The sequence below is a fragment of the Lacisediminihabitans profunda genome, assembly GCF_008040105.1.
Classification (GTDB): domain Bacteria; phylum Actinomycetota; class Actinomycetes; order Actinomycetales; family Microbacteriaceae; genus Lacisediminihabitans; species Lacisediminihabitans profunda.
The window spans coordinates 72,729-87,481 of record NZ_VRMG01000010.1 but is presented as its reverse complement, the minus strand read 5'-3'; the positions used below and the strand labels follow the sequence as shown (position 1 = coordinate 87,481).

10 protein-coding genes are annotated in these 14,753 nt (G+C 67.3%); 4 read left to right on the top strand and 6 right to left on the bottom strand.

The genetic code is table 11. The features are described from left to right. The first annotated feature begins 13 nt into the window (after positions 1-13). Entirely contained in the window at positions 14-463 is a 450-nt protein-coding gene (locus tag FVP33_RS15690; RefSeq protein WP_147784631.1) for a pyridoxamine 5'-phosphate oxidase family protein, read from the top strand. A 75-nt stretch (positions 464-538) separates the two neighbouring features. Here FVP33_RS15690 and mgtA read toward each other — a convergent pair whose 3' ends face one another. The 3 genes from mgtA to FVP33_RS15675 form a co-directional block, all read right to left on the bottom strand. Next, positions 539-3,199 carry a magnesium-translocating P-type ATPase gene (mgtA, locus tag FVP33_RS15685; protein ID WP_147784630.1) on the bottom strand — a complete coding sequence of 887 codons (2,661 nt, stop codon included), beginning with the start codon at positions 3,197-3,199 and terminating at the stop codon, positions 539-541. 9 nt (positions 3,200-3,208) lie between these two features. Then, positions 3,209-5,680: a phosphoketolase family protein gene (locus FVP33_RS15680; RefSeq protein ID WP_147784629.1), complete on the bottom strand. Its 2,472-nt coding sequence runs from the start codon at positions 5,678-5,680 to the stop codon at positions 3,209-3,211. A 192-nt stretch (positions 5,681-5,872) separates the two neighbouring features. Beyond that, positions 5,873-6,604 (bottom strand): VIT1/CCC1 transporter family protein, encoded by a 732-nt coding sequence (locus tag FVP33_RS15675; protein WP_246142370.1) that lies wholly within the window; start codon positions 6,602-6,604, stop codon positions 5,873-5,875. A gap of 177 nt (positions 6,605-6,781) precedes the next feature. Between FVP33_RS15675 and FVP33_RS15670 the strand changes: the two genes are divergently transcribed. The 3 genes from FVP33_RS15670 (at position 6,782) to FVP33_RS15660 (ending at position 9,427) form a co-directional block, all read left to right on the top strand. Next, complete coding sequence (locus FVP33_RS15670; protein ID WP_246142369.1) at positions 6,782-8,179, top strand: protein kinase domain-containing protein; 1,398 nt, start codon at positions 6,782-6,784, stop codon at positions 8,177-8,179. Positions 8,180-8,367: 188 nt separating this feature from the next. Next, entirely contained in the window at positions 8,368-8,847 is a 480-nt protein-coding gene (locus tag FVP33_RS15665; RefSeq protein WP_187270759.1) for a hypothetical protein, read from the top strand. Positions 8,848-9,052: 205 nt separating this feature from the next. Then, entirely contained in the window at positions 9,053-9,427 is a 375-nt protein-coding gene (locus tag FVP33_RS15660; RefSeq protein ID WP_147784627.1) for a VOC family protein, read from the top strand. 669 nt (positions 9,428-10,096) lie between these two features. On the opposite strand, the gene FVP33_RS15655 is transcribed toward FVP33_RS15660, so the two are convergent. The 3 genes from FVP33_RS15655 to FVP33_RS15645 are packed head-to-tail and all read right to left on the bottom strand — an operon-like array spanning position 10,097 to position 14,642. Further along, the gene (locus FVP33_RS15655) at positions 10,097-12,118 is read right to left on the bottom strand and encodes a glycosyl hydrolase (protein ID WP_147784626.1); all 2,022 of its coding nucleotides are present in this window, start codon (positions 12,116-12,118) and stop codon (positions 10,097-10,099) included. After that, positions 12,118-12,849 carry an efflux RND transporter periplasmic adaptor subunit gene (locus FVP33_RS15650; protein ID WP_147784625.1) on the bottom strand — a complete coding sequence of 244 codons (732 nt, stop codon included), beginning with the start codon at positions 12,847-12,849 and terminating at the stop codon, positions 12,118-12,120. The genes FVP33_RS15655 and FVP33_RS15650 overlap by 1 nt, the downstream gene beginning before the upstream one ends. Next, positions 12,846-14,642: a glycosyltransferase family 2 protein gene (locus tag FVP33_RS15645; protein ID WP_147784624.1), complete on the bottom strand. Its 1,797-nt coding sequence runs from the start codon at positions 14,640-14,642 to the stop codon at positions 12,846-12,848. The genes FVP33_RS15650 and FVP33_RS15645 overlap by 4 nt, the downstream gene beginning before the upstream one ends. Positions 14,643-14,753: the final 111 nt, after the last annotated feature.

Sequence of the window (14,753 nt, the reverse complement as noted above, 5' to 3'; positions counted from 1 at the left end):
GGAGGAGCACGTCATGTCACCACAGGAGGAGAACATCGATCTCTGGTCTCCCCAGGGTCCGGTCACGGTGCTCACCGAGGCCGAGTCGTGGGAGTTGCTCGACGGATCCGCCTTCGGGAGGCTCGGCGTGAGTGTCGCGAACCAGCCCGAGATCTTCCCGATCAACTACTACGCCGACGGGGACACGATCCTCTTCCGCACCTCGGAGGGCACCAAGCTGCTCGAGCTGACCATCAACTCCAACGTCGCCTTCGAGGCGGATGCCTACACCGACGAGTGGGCCTGGAGCGTGATCGTCAAGGGCCGTGCCCAAATGATCGAGAATCAGGAAGACATCTTCGAGGCCGACCAGCTTCCGCTCAGCCCCTGGATTCCGACCCTCAAGTACATCTACGTTCGCATCACGCCGACCGAGATCACCGGGCGCCGCTTTCTGCGCGCACCGGAACCGGAGCGCTACTAGCCGCCCCGGGCGGGACCAGGCCGCACCCACCCTCCTGGGCACATTTGTGGTGCTGGTGCGACCTGGTTCCCGAGCTCAGGCTCGCGGCGGGGAGAGCCTCTCGGGGCTGCTGAACCGCGCGGCGCGGCGGGAGATCCGATGGGCCCGACCTCGCGCTCGCGGCAGGACCAACGCCGGGCGCGGGCGCGCGAACAGCCAGGTCTTCGCCAGCTCCACGAGAACGAGGTAGACCAGGATCATGCCGACGAGCGCGAGGAAGAACGGCGCGGGAAGCGGCGTGAATCCGAGCACGGCGGCGATCGGGGAGAACGGCAGATAGGCGCCGATCGCCACGACGCCGAGCACCGCGCTGAGCAGCCCGACGGACGGCCGGCTCCTGAAGAACGGCACCCGCCTGGTGCGGATCGCGAAGATGATGAGCGTCTGGGTCGCGAGCGACTCGATGAACCAGCCGGCCCGGAACTCCCCCGGCGCCGCGTGGAACACCAGAAGCATCAGGGCGAAGGTGGCGAAGTCGAACAGGGAGCTGATCGGTCCGAAGACGAGCATGAAGCGCCGGATGAACTTGATGTCCCAGTGCGACGGCGCCACCAGCTGCTCCCGGTCCACCCGGTCGCCGGGAATCGCCAGTTGGCTGCTGTCGTAGAGCAGGTTGTTCAGCAGGATCTGGCCGGGGAGCATCGGCAGGAAGCTCAGGGCCACCGACGCGACGGACGCGCTGAACATGTTGCCGAAATTGCTCGAGGTGCCCATGAGCACGTACTTGATGGTGTTGGAGAAGATTCGACGCCCCTCCATCACCCCCTGGGCGAGAACGCCGAGGTCCTTGTCGAGCAGGATGATGTCGGCGGCGTCCTTGGCGACATCCGTCGCGCTGTCCACCGAGATGCCGAGATCTGCGCGGTGCAGGGCGAGGGCGTCGTTGACACCGTCGCCCAGGAATCCCACGGCTCGCCCCTGCTGCCGCAGCTGGGCGATGATGCGGGCCTTCTGTTCCGGGGAGACCCGGGCGAAGATCCCCGCGCGCCGCACGGCGTCGGCCAGCTCGGCATCGGAGAGGGCATCGATCTGCGCCCCGGTGAGCGTCTCGCCGGATTCCAGCCCCAGGTCGCGGCACACCTTCTCCGCGACCTTCGCGTTGTCGCCCGTGGCGATCTTGACCGTGATGCCGAGGGCGGCAAGCTGGGCGAGGGATTCGCGGGCATTCGCCTTGGGCGGGTCGACGAAGACGAGGAATCCGGCGAGGGTCAGGTCCTTCTCATCCGCGGCGCTGATGGAGCCGAGCCCGGTCGCCACGCGAGTCGCCACGGCGACGACGCGAGAGCCCTGGTCGTACTGTCCGTCGAGCAGCGGCTGGGCCCCCGCTGGCACGTTCACACAGCGCGCCATCACGTCTTCCGGCGAGCCCTTCGTGACCAGGAGCACCTGGCCGGTGGCCTCGCGCACCAGCACGCTCGTCATCCGGCGCTGGTGGTCGAAGGGGGTCACGTCGATCTGGGTGACCGTGGCCACGTCGGCGGAAGCGGCATCCGGCGACTCCCACAGGGCGGAGTCGAGGGGGTTCTGGCCCAGGATCGACACCTGCGGCCGCGAGTAGTCCACCTCGGTCGCCAGAAGCCCCCAGCGGAAGACCTCCCGGGCGGTGGAACCGGAGTCGGCCGGGAGGGCGGCGGTGAAGCCGATGCGGCCCTCGGTGAGGGTGCCGGTCTTGTCCGTGACGAGCACGTCCATGTCGCCGAGGTCCTCGATGCAGATGAGGCGCTTGACGAGCACGCGTCGACGGGCGAGCGCCCGGCTGCCGGTGGCGAGACTCGTGCTGACCACCGCCGGGAGCAGCTGCGGCGTGATGCCCACGGCGATGGCGAGCGAGAACAGCAGCGACTCGAGCAGCGGTCGTTGGAGCAGCAGATTGGCTACGAAGATCAGGGCCGTGAGGGCGATGGCCACCTCGAGGAGCAGCACCGAGAACCGGCTCAGTCCGAGCTGAAACTCGGTCTGGGGCTGCCGGGTGCTCAGGCCCATCGCGATCCGACCGAATTCGGCCCGCCCGCCGGTCGCCACCACCATGCCCGTGCAGCTTCCGGCGTGGATGATCGTGCCCATGAAGATGCAGGACGTCAGGTCCCCGAGGGCGGCGCCGGCCAGCACCGGCGCGACCGACTTCTCCACTGGCAGGGACTCCCCGGTGAGGATCCCCTCCTCGCAGAGGAGGTCCTCGCAGGCGATCACCCGGATGTCGGCCGGGATCACCGCGCCGAGCGCGAGGCGCACGACATCGCCGGGCACCAGGTCGATCACGTTGACCTCGGTCGGACTGCCGTCGCGGATCACGATCGCGCGATGGGCGATGTTCGAATGCAGCGCCTCCGATGCCCGTTCGGCCCGATACTCGTTGCCGAACCCGAGCCCGACGCTCACGATCACGATCACGCCGATCACAATCGAGTCGGTGGTCTGCCCGACGAACAGGGAGATGCCGGCCGTGACCACCAACAGGATCAGGATGGGGCTGCGGAGCTGGCGGCCGAGCACCGCCCAGCCGTTCGCCTTGTGGGTTCTGAGCGCGTTCGGCCCGACCACCGCCAGCCGACGAGCCGCCTCAGCGGTCGTCAGACCGGCGGGCGTCGAGCCGAGCGCGGCGGCGACCTCGTCCACGCCGCGCGCCGCCGCATCCTCGATCGACAGGGAACCGACCGTCTCCGGCGCCAGAGCTCGCCCGGTGACCCCCGTTGTCATGCCCCCGCCTCAGGCACCGAGGACGGCGTCTGCCCCTGTGTCCAGGGCGTCACCGGTCGGCTCCTCGGTCTCGCCGGGCCGCGCATCGAGCCAACCCCAGCCGAGAACATCCGGGCTATCGATTCCATGCTCGTAGGCGAATGCGCGGTGCCGGGCACGCTCGTCGTCGAAGTGCTGGGCGAGCCCCGCATAGCGTTCGCCGAGGCCGGGCACGTGCCTGATCACATCCATCGCGAGGCGGTAGCGATCAAGATCGTTGAGCATGAGCATGTCGAACGGTGTCGTCGTGGTGCCCTTCTCCTTGAACCCGCGCACGTGGATGTTGTCATGATTGGTGCGGCGATAGGCGAGCTGGTGCACGAGGGCCGGGTAGCCGTGGAAGGCGAAGATCACCGGCTTGCTGGTGGTGAAGATGGCGTCGAAGTCGTTGTTCGGCATGCCGTGCGGGTGCTCGAGCGGATCCTGCAGCCGCATCAGGTCGACGACGTTGACGAAGCGGACCCGAAGTCCCGGGATGTTCTGCCGAAGCAGGTGCACCGCCGCCATCGCCTCGAGAGTCGGCACGTCCCCGGCCGCCGCGAGAACGACGTGAACGTCTTCGCCGTCACGCTCCGTGCCCGCCCAGTCCCAGATGCCGATTCCCCGCGCGCCGTGGATCCGCGCCTCCTCGAGGCTCAGGAAGGTCGGCGCCGGCTGCTTGCCGGCGACGATCACATTCACGTAGTCGCGGGTGGCCAGGCAGTGCTCCGCGGTCACGAGCAGGCTGTTGGCGTCGGACGGGAGGTACACCCGAACGACCTTGGCGCTCTTGCTCACCACGTGGTTGAGGAATCCGGGATCCTGGTGCGAGAAACCGTTGTGATCCTGGCGCCAGACATGCGAACTCAGCAGGTAGGTGAAGGAGGCGACCGGCCGCCGCCAGGGAACGTGGGCGCTCGACTCAAGCCACTTCGCGTGCTGGTTGAACATCGAGTCGACAACGTGGATGAAGGCCTCGTAGGAGTTCATCAGCCCGTGCCGGCCGCTGAGCAGGTAGCCCTCGAGCAGACCCTGGACGAGGTTCTCGCTCAGGATCTCGATGACCTTTCCCTCGGGGTCGAGGTGCTCGTCCGTCGGCTCGAACGAGCCCTGCCACTGCTTGGCGGTGACCTCGTACACGCCGTCCAGGCGGTTGGAGGCCGTCTCGTCCGGTCCGAAGATGCGGAAGTTGTCGGGGTTGGCCTTGACGACGTCGGCGAGCCAGTGCCCGAGCACCCGCGTGGCCTCCGACGTGGCACCGCGGCGCGCGCTCACATCCACCTGTCGGTTCTCGATCGGGGGCAGCGCGAGGTCCCTGAGCAGCAGGCCACCGTTGGAGGCGGGGATGGCGCTCATCCGCTTCGCGCCCCGGGGCCTGATGGACTCGAGGGTGGGCGTGGGCCGGCCCTCGCGGTCGAAGAGCTCCCGCGGGCTGTAGCTGTGCATCCACGCCTCGAGCAGGGCGAGGTGTTCCGGGTTCTCCCGCACCTCGGCGAGCGGGACCTGGTGGGCACGCCAGGTGCCCTCTACCGGCACCCCGTCGACGAAGCGGGGGCCCGTCCAGCCCTTCGGGGTGCGCAGGATGATCATCGGCCAGGCCGGCCGACCCACGGAGCGACCGCTTCTGGCGCGACGCTTGATGCTCTGGATGTCGTCGAACGCCTGCTCGAGGACCGCAGCCAGAGCGTCGTGCACGGCCATCGGATCCTCGCCGTCGAACCCGCCGGAGACGATTCGCGGCGAGTAGCCGTAACCACGGAAGAGGGCGAGCAGCTCGTCCTCCGGGATCCTGGCGAGCACGGCGGGGTTCGCGATCTTATAGCCGTTGAGGTTGAGGATCGGCAGCACGACGCCGTCGGTCTGTGGGTTGAGGAACTTGTTGAGGTGCCAGCTCGCGGCGAGGGTGCCCGTCTCGGCCTCTCCGTCGCCGATCACGCAGGCCACCGTGAGCGACGGGTTGTCCAGCGCCGCGCCGTAGGCATGAACGAGCGAATAGCCGAGTTCTCCGCCCTCGTGGATCGAACCCGGGGTCTCGGGCGAGGCATGCGACGGGATGCCGCCCGGGAAGGAGAACTGCCGGAAGAGCTCGGCCATGCCCTCGGCATCCTGGCTCACGTTGGGGAACAGCTCCGAGTACGTGCCGTCGAGCCAGGCGTTGGCCACCATGGCCGGTCCGCCGTGTCCCGGGCCCGCGACGTAGAGCACGTTGGCCTCGCGCTGCACGATGATGCGGTTCAGGTGCGCATAGATGAGGTTGAGCGCCGGGGACGTGCCCCAGTGGCCGAGAAGTCGCGGCTTGATGTGCTCGGGAGCGAGGACTGCGGTGAGCAACGGGTTCGTCTTGAGGTAGATCTGCCCCACCGTGAGGTAGTTCGCGGCCCTCCACCATTCGTCCACCACGTGGAGCGGGTAACTGGATCTGGTAGCGAGTTCGTGCGAGGTGGATTCCGAGGACGAGACCATTCGGTGGTGATCCTTTCGTTGCCTCTGACACGGTAGACAGAGGGCCAAACAGGCGGACAGGGCCGAAGGTCCTAGGTTGCCGCCAGCGTACTCTTAAGCACGACTCGCCCTCGAAATCCGACCCCGCCTGCGGCGTGGCACGGCTCGGCCGAAGGTCCCCCGGTGGTTACATCAGGATGCGAGAGCGGCCGGCTACACGATGCCTGTCGTGCCGAGCAGCGCCCCGATGGCGAAGGTCACGATGAGGGCCAGGGCGCCCCCGACGACGACGCGCACGGCGGCGGTGAGACGTGAGCTGCCGCCGAGATGCGCCCCGACCAGGCCGGTCGCGGCGAGGGCGATGAGCACGACCACGAAGGTGGCCGGAACCCGCCAGGCCGCCGGCGGCAGAAGGATCACGATGAGGGGAAGAAGGCCGCCGATGAGGAAGGCCACGGCCGAGGCGAATGCCGCGTGCCACGGGCTCGCGACGTCGTTCTCCACGATGTTGAGCTCGGCAGAGAGGTGGGCGGCGAGAGCGTCGTGTTTGGTCAGTTCCGTGGCCACCTGCCACGAGGTCTCCTCGGAGAGGCCCTTCGACCGGTAGATTCCGGCGAGCTCAGCCAGCTCCTCCTCCGGCGACTCGAGCAGTTCGCGTCGCTCCTTCGCAATCAGGGCACGTTCGCTGTCGCGCTGACTGCTCACCGAGACGTACTCGCCGAGGGCCATGGAGATGCCGCCACCGACGAGTGCGGCCACTCCGGCGGTGAGGATCACAGCGGTATTCGTCGTTGCCCCGGCCACCCCCACCACGAGCGCGGCGACAGAGACGATGCCGTCATTGGCACCGAGCACTCCCGCCCGCAGCCAATTAAGCCGCTGGGCGGTGCCATCCCGATGGGGTTCGAGGTCGTGCTGCTGAGGAATCGGCTCTTCTGTGGTCACGTGCACAGCAAAACACGCCGGGCTCTCGCCGTCCAGCAAGGTCAGGCTGTCCTGACCTGCGGCTTGTACTCCAGGCGGTGTCCATTGTCAACGGTCGAGCCGGAATCGGGGGTGGCGGCCTCGGTCACGCGACAATTGAACGCACGCGCAGGGAGCGCAGACAGGGAGGCGGCTGACGTGGACGCACCAGAACCGAGGCTGCTTCGCGGTCGGTACCGTGTCAGCGAACTCCTCGGACGCGGGGGCGGCGGTTCCGTCTATCGCGCCCACGACGAGTTCCTCGCGAGGGACGTCGCCGTCAAGATCTTCCCGGCGAGTACCGACGAGAGCGAGACCCGTCGTCAGGAAGCGGAGGTCAACGTGCTGGCCAGTCTCAACCACCACGGCCTCGTCACCCTCCTCGACGCCGCCATCGACCGCGACGAGTTCGACAGCCCACGCATCTACTTCGTGATGGCCCTTGTCGAGGGCGAAGACCTCAGGCAACGAATCTCCCGGGAGCCCCTCACCCCCCGCGAGGTCGCCCACATCGGATACGACCTGGCCGAGGGCCTGCAGTACATCCACCATCTGGGGGTAGTGCACCGGGACATTAAGCCGGCGAACATCATGATGGTCGACTACCAGAACGACAGCACGCGGCCCCGGGCCAAGCTCACAGACTTCGGGATTGCCTTGCGCACCGACGACGAGCGCTCCACCTCCACCGGCCTCACCGCCGGCACGGCGGCGTACCTCAGCCCGGAACAGGTTCGCCAGACTCCCGTCGGCCCCCCGAGCGACGTCTATTCGCTCGGCCTCGTTCTTCTCGAGTGTTTCACGCGCGAGATCGCCTTCCCCGGCGATCCGGTGCCGTCCGCCGTGGCGAGGGTGCTCGGCGAGCCGCACCTGCCTGAGGACCTGCCCGAGGACTGGCGGATTCTCCTCGCCGCAATGACCGCGCAGAATCCGGACGACCGGCCGGACGCCAACGACCTCGTCCTCGCGCTGAGTCAGGCCATGATCTCCGAGACCGGACGGCACCGGCACGACCTTCCGCTCATCCCGGCGAACGAGCCGCAGCGCCTGGAGGCGATTCGCCGCTACGACCTCGTCAATGCGCCACAGAACGGCTCATTCGACCGCATCACGGCGATTGCTGCCCGGGTGTTCTCGGTGCCGATCGCGATCGTGAGCGTGGTGGACCACGACCGGATCTGGTTCTCCTCGCATCACGGTCTCGAGATCGAGGAGGTCGGACGGGATGCGGGACTCTGCGCGTCCGCGATCCTCCAGGACGAACCGTGGGTGGTGGAAGACGCACGGATCGACCCGAGGGCGCTGGCCAATCCGCTCGTCGCCGGAGAGTTCGGCCTCCAGTTCTATGCCGGAGTGCCACTGCGCACCCACGATGGGTTCCAGCTCGGCACACTCTGTGTGCTCGACGTCTCCCCGCGGCGCGCCACCGCGGCCGAACTCGCCACGCTCACCGACCTCGCCGCCCTCGTGATGAACGAACTCGAACTGCGTCTCGCGGTTCGAGACATCGAACGCGTGTCGGCGACACCGACCGCCGAAATGAGCGTCATCGCTTAAGCGGGGCCCAGGCACCGCGGCCCGCTCCCGCAGGAGTCGCACGGATTCCCCGGTGTCCGGCTCGTCAAAGGCCGAATCTCTTTCGGGCCGCGTCATCCGCGGGACTTTCGCCTCTCTCCCGCTCCCCCGCCACGCGGCACCATGGTGCGCAGACGACGCCCGCCACGGCGGGAGAAACGAGGCGAACGATGGATCTCTCCCGTGCCGCCCATCTCGTGCTCTGCTGGGTGCTCGCACTCGTCGCGGTGAGCGCCATCGCCGGCGGGGGCGCGCTGATCATCGGCTCCCTCTCCCCGGATCTCGCGACCGTGCTCTCGCCTCCCCCGGCCTACCTGAAGGGTTCCCCGTTCTCGTCCTATCTCGTGCCGGGGCTTCTGCTCGCGGTGCTGGTGGGCGGGCTGCATGTCGCAGCCTTCGTCCTGACCGTGCGGAGGGAGCGTTGGCGCCTTCTCGCGGCCGCGATCTGCGGGTACGAGATGCTCATCTGGATCTTCGTGCAGATGATCTTCATCCCGTTCAGCCCGTTGCAGGTGGCGTACATCGTGATCGGGATGCTCGAGCTGGGGCTGGTGCTCGTGCTGCTCGGCCTGTTCTCCCCGGCCGCGGCGAGGGGTCGTCGGCACGGGCTGCTGCACATCGAATTCGACGTCGACGCGAAGGCTCGCTAGGCGTAAAATTCGGTGCGAAAAACACCGCCCAGTCGAACCGCGAATGCCGGTCCGGCGGACGAGGAGCCGTTGGTCGACGCTCCGCGGAACAGGCCAGTTCCCGGCTCCCACACTCGCTCGCGAGGCGCGCGCGGCCGGGCACGCAGCCGCGCAGTCCGCGAGCGCCAAGCAACCCGACCTTCACCCTTCCGAAGGAGCAGAAACAATGTTGAAGGAACTCCACACGGTTCTGCCCGCTGCCGACCTGCAGCGCGCCAGGACCTTCTATCACGACAAGCTCGGCATGGATCCGCAGGACGAGGTCGACGGCGTACTCGTCTACCGACCAGACTCCGGCGCTCAGTTCGAACTCTACGAGACCGCCAACGCCGGAACGGCCCAGAACACCCAGATGGGCTGGATGACCGACGACCTCGACTCGGAGATGGCGACGATGCGAGAGCACGGCATCGTCTTCGAGGAGTACGACGTGCCCGGCATGAAGACGGTCAACGGAGTGGCGACCGGAGACGCGATGCGAAGCGCGTGGTTCCGCGACAGCGAGGGCAACTTCATCTGCATCAGCGAGATGAAGCGCTGACCTTCGCCGCACGACCGACAATGCCCCCGCCGGGTGGCGAGGGCATTGTCGCCTGCGGTCCAGCTGTACTGTCCAGGCAGGTTGGTGGATTGGGCGTGACGACTCGCTTCGGTGAGCGTGAGCGAGGACCTCCTGGCGTGAAAGTGGAGCTGTCAAAGGCAGACCACGTCACGAACCTGGAGGTCCTCGTGTCCCACGTGGATGCTGCTCCGCCGCACGCCGGTCGCCGGACGACGCGCGCCGGACGCTGGGGCTTCTCGGCCCTCTCGCATTGCCGCCCGCATCGGTCGGGCCGCGCTCTGCAGGACGGGCCCCGGAGGCATGGTCGCCTACCCCGCAGACTCCAGTTGTGCAGGACAGCTTGTGCAGGATACGGCAGGGGTGTGGCGACCCGAAGAGTCCCGGTCTGCGGGACGTTCCCGTCGGTTCTGCACCAATCGTCCTCGCCATCCGCCCGAGGCGTCCTGCACAACCCGTCCAACCGTCCTGCAGAACCCGTCCTGCACAACTGGAGTCTGCGGGGCGGGCACCGTGGACGGCGGAGCCGTCCTGCACAACGCGTGCCAAGGGCAAGGGAGTGCCGCACAGTGGCGCGGACACAGGCCCCACACCCCGATAGGAGCGGGCCCACCCATCAGCTGGTTAACCAACGTCCCTTGGGCAGTACATCTAGCGGGTCATGATCCACGCGAGCAGGTAGCTGCGGGAGTTGCCATCATCGATGAACTTCTCCGGCAGGTCCCGTGCGGTGGCCAGAGCGGTCTTCGCCTGCTCGGGCCCGGCGAGCGACGAGTACATCAGCAGATAGTCGCCGAACTTCACGCCGTAGCCAGCCGGTGTCGCCTCGGCGACGTTCTTGCCGATTCGCGCGGCGTCCCCGGCGAGATACCTGGAGGCAGGGCTCATGGGGATGAGCTGGATGCCCAGCTTGGCGTTGGCCTCCGCGCTGAACCAGGTGGAGTAGTCGCGTTTGCCGCCCCAGTTGAGGGCGACAATCGAATGCGAGTAGCCCGTGTACGCGGCATCGGAGGCGGTGAAGTCCGTCCAATACGCCTTGCCGGAAGCCGCCTCGCCCGAGAGCATCCACAACGCCTCCTTCTTCAGGGGCGTATTCCCCGTGACGCCGCTCCACAGCGCGAGACCGTTCCAGGCGCTCACCGCCTCCGAACTCGACTCGAGGTTGTTTCCGTCGGCGAACGGCGAATAGCCGGATGCCCAGGAGTGCCCGGAGTACGCGTCGAATCCGCGGCGGTCAGGGAAGTACTTCGACGGGCCGCTCGTGGCGAGATCGGCCGCGATGAGGTTCATCACCGGAGTGATGTCCTTGCGCAGGACGACATCCTGCGCCGCGGCGACGCTCGCCGCATAGAGGAAGTAGCCGTAGTGGAAGTTGTGGTCGTTGAACTGCTCGGACCCGAACGACGCCGAGAGCCCGACGAGTCCCTTCATCTTCGCGTCGTAGACGAAGCAGCGCTCAGTGCCCGACTTGCAGCCTGCGGGATTGGTCCACTGGCGAAGGGCCGCACCCAGGGTCGCCCCCACGGACTTGGCCACGGCGGTGTCGCCGAGCTGGTTGGCGAGGGTCAGCAGGTTGGCGAGGCGGTAGAGCGCCTTTCCGCCGAAGTAGGTGTCGGCCGGCAGCGCGGTCGTCGCGGCGACGTCCTTGCCCAGTTGGTTCCGCAGCACGCTCTTCTCCGACTCGCTGAGCGACCTGACATCGAGGGCATCCGAGGGCGTGACGACCGGGGTGCTCCAGGCGAGGGAGGTGCCGGCGCAGAGGGACATCGTGCCGTAGGCGGACGGATAGCTGCCGAGGGTGCAGGCCGGCGTGGCCATCGCCTTCTGCTGGTGCGGCAGCACGGCGATGAGCGTGTCCTTCTGTCCCTGCGTGCGGTAGCCGAGCCTGGTCGTGGCGTTCGGGCTCTCCGCGGTGTAGTCGAGGGTCACCGACTGCAGGGGTGCCGCGTGGGCGGCGACGGCCTTGAGGGTGCCGTCCTTCGGCACGGGGAACCAGACCGCGGCATCCCCCTTGTCGAGCGACAGGGTGGTGCCGTCCTGCGCCACCGTGCCCGCTGTCCGCAGGCCGTAGGTGGTGTCGCCGACCCTGGTGGACCAGACGCCGGCGCCGGCATCGGTGAATTGCTGCCCCATCCGCAAGGTCAGCTTCTTCGCCGCCGTGAAGCTCACGAGCGGCGAACCCTCCGCGATGACGGTCGATCCGAGCTGGGCTCCCGAGCCGTCGAGGTGCGCGATGGTCACCGAGACGTCGTCATAGGCGGTGATCTGGCTCCTGGCCGCCCCGGCATCCACCGTGATACTCGGGGTGTTTCCGCCCGTGATGGTGTCCGGGGTGGTCGTGACCGTGGGCAGCCCGAGGGTGAAACCGGTGTCGGTGAGCCCGAAGGAGAGGGGAAGCGGAAAGACCGGAAGCGGCTTTTCGCCGAAGACCAGGCCGGAGAACCAGCGATTGGTGGGCGGCGCGAGTCCCTTCGCCAGTCGCATTGTCGGGACCTTGCCCACGGACTTGGCCGGCAGCTTCGCCACGGTCGAGCCGATCTGCGAGTCGGGGAGAACCGAGCTCGTCGAGGGGTCGGCCGGCGCGTTCGGACTCCCGCAGGCCGCAACCGCGAGCAGAACCGCGACTCCCGCCGCCAGGATTCCCGTGCCGCGAGCAATAGTCGTTCGATTCATCAGATTCCAATCTGCTCGAGCAGCGAGAAGAACGAATCCTTCACACCGGCGAGGGGTCCGTCGTCGCGCAGGTGCATGATCGCCGTGACCGGGGTCCCCGGTTCGACGAGGCCATCGTGGCTGCCCGCGATGAGGTCCTTGCTCGCGATCTTGATCGCGGCATCCGCGGCCCCGGCCACCGTCTGCACCTTGACATCAGAGACGGTGCCGGTGACCCGCTGGTGGTTGGGCAGCACGATTTCGACGCGCGCGCCCTTCTCCACCCTGGCGAAGTCGTAGGAGTCGACCCTGAACTTGGCGAGCACGAAAAACGGCCCGCTGCGGTCGATCGTGGCGAGAGGCTGACCGGCACCGACGAGTCCGCCGACCTGGGCCTTGATGTCGGACACCACGCCGGGCTCGGTCGCCATGAGTGTGAGGGTGCCGTCCTTCGACGTGGTGTACGCGGCGCTCACCGGCACGGTCTTCGGCGACGAAAGGTCGCGCAGAAGGGTCGCGCTCTGGATGGTCATGAGGGGGTCGCCCTTCTTGACCTTGTCGCCCGCCTTCACGGCCTGGCTCACGACGGAGCCGGCGTAGTCGGAGCCGACGGAGTACGCGATGGCGTTGATCGACGCGGAGCCGCTCGCCACCTGGTTCTCGCGTTGGTTGAGCACGAGCGTCGCTCCCGCGACGATCGCGAGCACGATGAGCAGTCCGCCGAAAAGGCGGAATCGGTTTCCCCAGGTCATCGGGTCACCATTCCTTTCGAGTCAAAAGCGTGTACGGGCATCGCCGGGACGGCCGGGGCGACCGGAATGGCTTGAGTGGCCGGAACCACCGGGGCAGCCGGGGCGCGGTGCGCGGCTCGCGCCACGGGCGGCCGGGCAAAGGTGGGATAGAGCTGGGGCGACTCGGGCACCGTCACGCGGGCGACGTGCGCCTCCTTCAGCGCGGCGACGATGAACACCGCGAAGACCGCCGTGCTCGTGAGGTTCCACGCCGTGGCGAGGGTGAGCGTGCCGTGGCCGACATCCTTCATGATCGCCACCCCGGACGTGAGCAGCAGGAAGGCGAAGACGAGTACCTGCGGAATCATGAAGTTGAAGGGTGAGACGCGTTTGCCGGCGCCTCCCGTGACGTGCCACTTCTGCTCCCGCGCGGCGAACACGTTGATGAACGCCCGGATGTAGATCGGAAACGACACCGTCGCCATCACGAGGGTGGCCGGTCGGAACGACCCCATGGTGTTGAACGCGAGCATGATCTGCAGGCCGTAGAAACCCAGGTAGAACAAGAGCCAGGTGAGCCAGGTCACCGTGAGGTTCACTGGTCGCAGGTCGAAGTAGATCTCGAGCGGCGGCACGAGCAGCAGCAGCAGCGGGGTGATCCCGACGAGGTAGTGGGTGGCCGTGACGGTGTACTGGAGTCGCTGGTCCATGGTGAGGCGGTTGCGCGGGTTCAGCGGGTTGTGCCGCATGAGAATCTCGAAACCCCCGGATGCCCAACGCAGCTGCTGCTTCGTGTAGTCCTCCACGGTCTCCGGAGCGTCGCCGACGGCGAGTGTCACGGGGATGTAGACCGAGCGCCAGCCCTTCTCGTGAAGCATGAGCGAGGTCCACACGTCCTCCGACTTGGAGTCGGTGTACATGCCGCCGATGTCGTTGATGGCCTCGCGACGGAAGATCACGTTCGTGCCGACGCAGAATGCCGCGTTGAAGCGGTTGCGACCGGGCTGGATGAAGCGGTAGAACACGGACTGCATGAATCCGGCGCCACTCGAGACGAGATTCTTGATGTTGCCGTAGGTCTGCGGCGTCTGCACGAACGCGACGTTGCCGTCGATGAAGAACGGGACCGTCTCGTAGAGAAAGTCCTCCTTCGGCACGAAGTCGGCGTCGAAGATCGCGTAGAACTCGCCGTTGCTGATCGACAGCGCATGGTTGACGTTGCCGGCCTTCGCTCCGTGGTTGCTCAGCCGCCGCACGTAGCGGGCCCCGATGTCCCCGGCGAGGTCGCGCACGGCATCCGACCCGCCGTCGTCGAGGATCCAGGTGATGTGCTCACCGCGCATCGCGATCGCCGCCGTGGCGGTGCGGCGGATCTTCGACAGCTCCTCGCCGTAGACGGTGATGAACACGTCGACGCCGACACGCTTGTCGTCGAGGTAGATCGCCCAGTCCCTGGGGCTCGACTCGGTGCCCTCCGCCTCGATGCTCTCGGCATCGAAGATGCGCTCCTGGGAGTGATGGAACGCGAAGTCCCGGGGATCGACTCCCCCCGAGAGGATGGTCCACATCGACACGAGTGCCTGGGTCACCAGGATCACCTCGGCGGTGATCACGAGGCTGTAGGGCAACCAGTCCCCGCGATTGGCCGGGTTGAGAAGGAAGAACGTGTACGCGAGCACGCCGATCGTGGCGATGAGCACAAAGAGCACGAGCGTCGGCGAGTTGGCCGCGCCGTTCTCGGCGACACGGGCGAGCGGGGTGTGCTGAGAGCGGCGGTTGCCGCGAAAAGGTCTGTCTTTCCAGAGTGGTGCCATGATGCTGATCTCCATTCCGTTGGGCAGGCGCGATCAATCGCGCCCGGCACGCGTGTGCCGGGCAACGGCGACGATGGCGTTGGCGGTGGGGCTCTCTGTGCCCTTCACCTG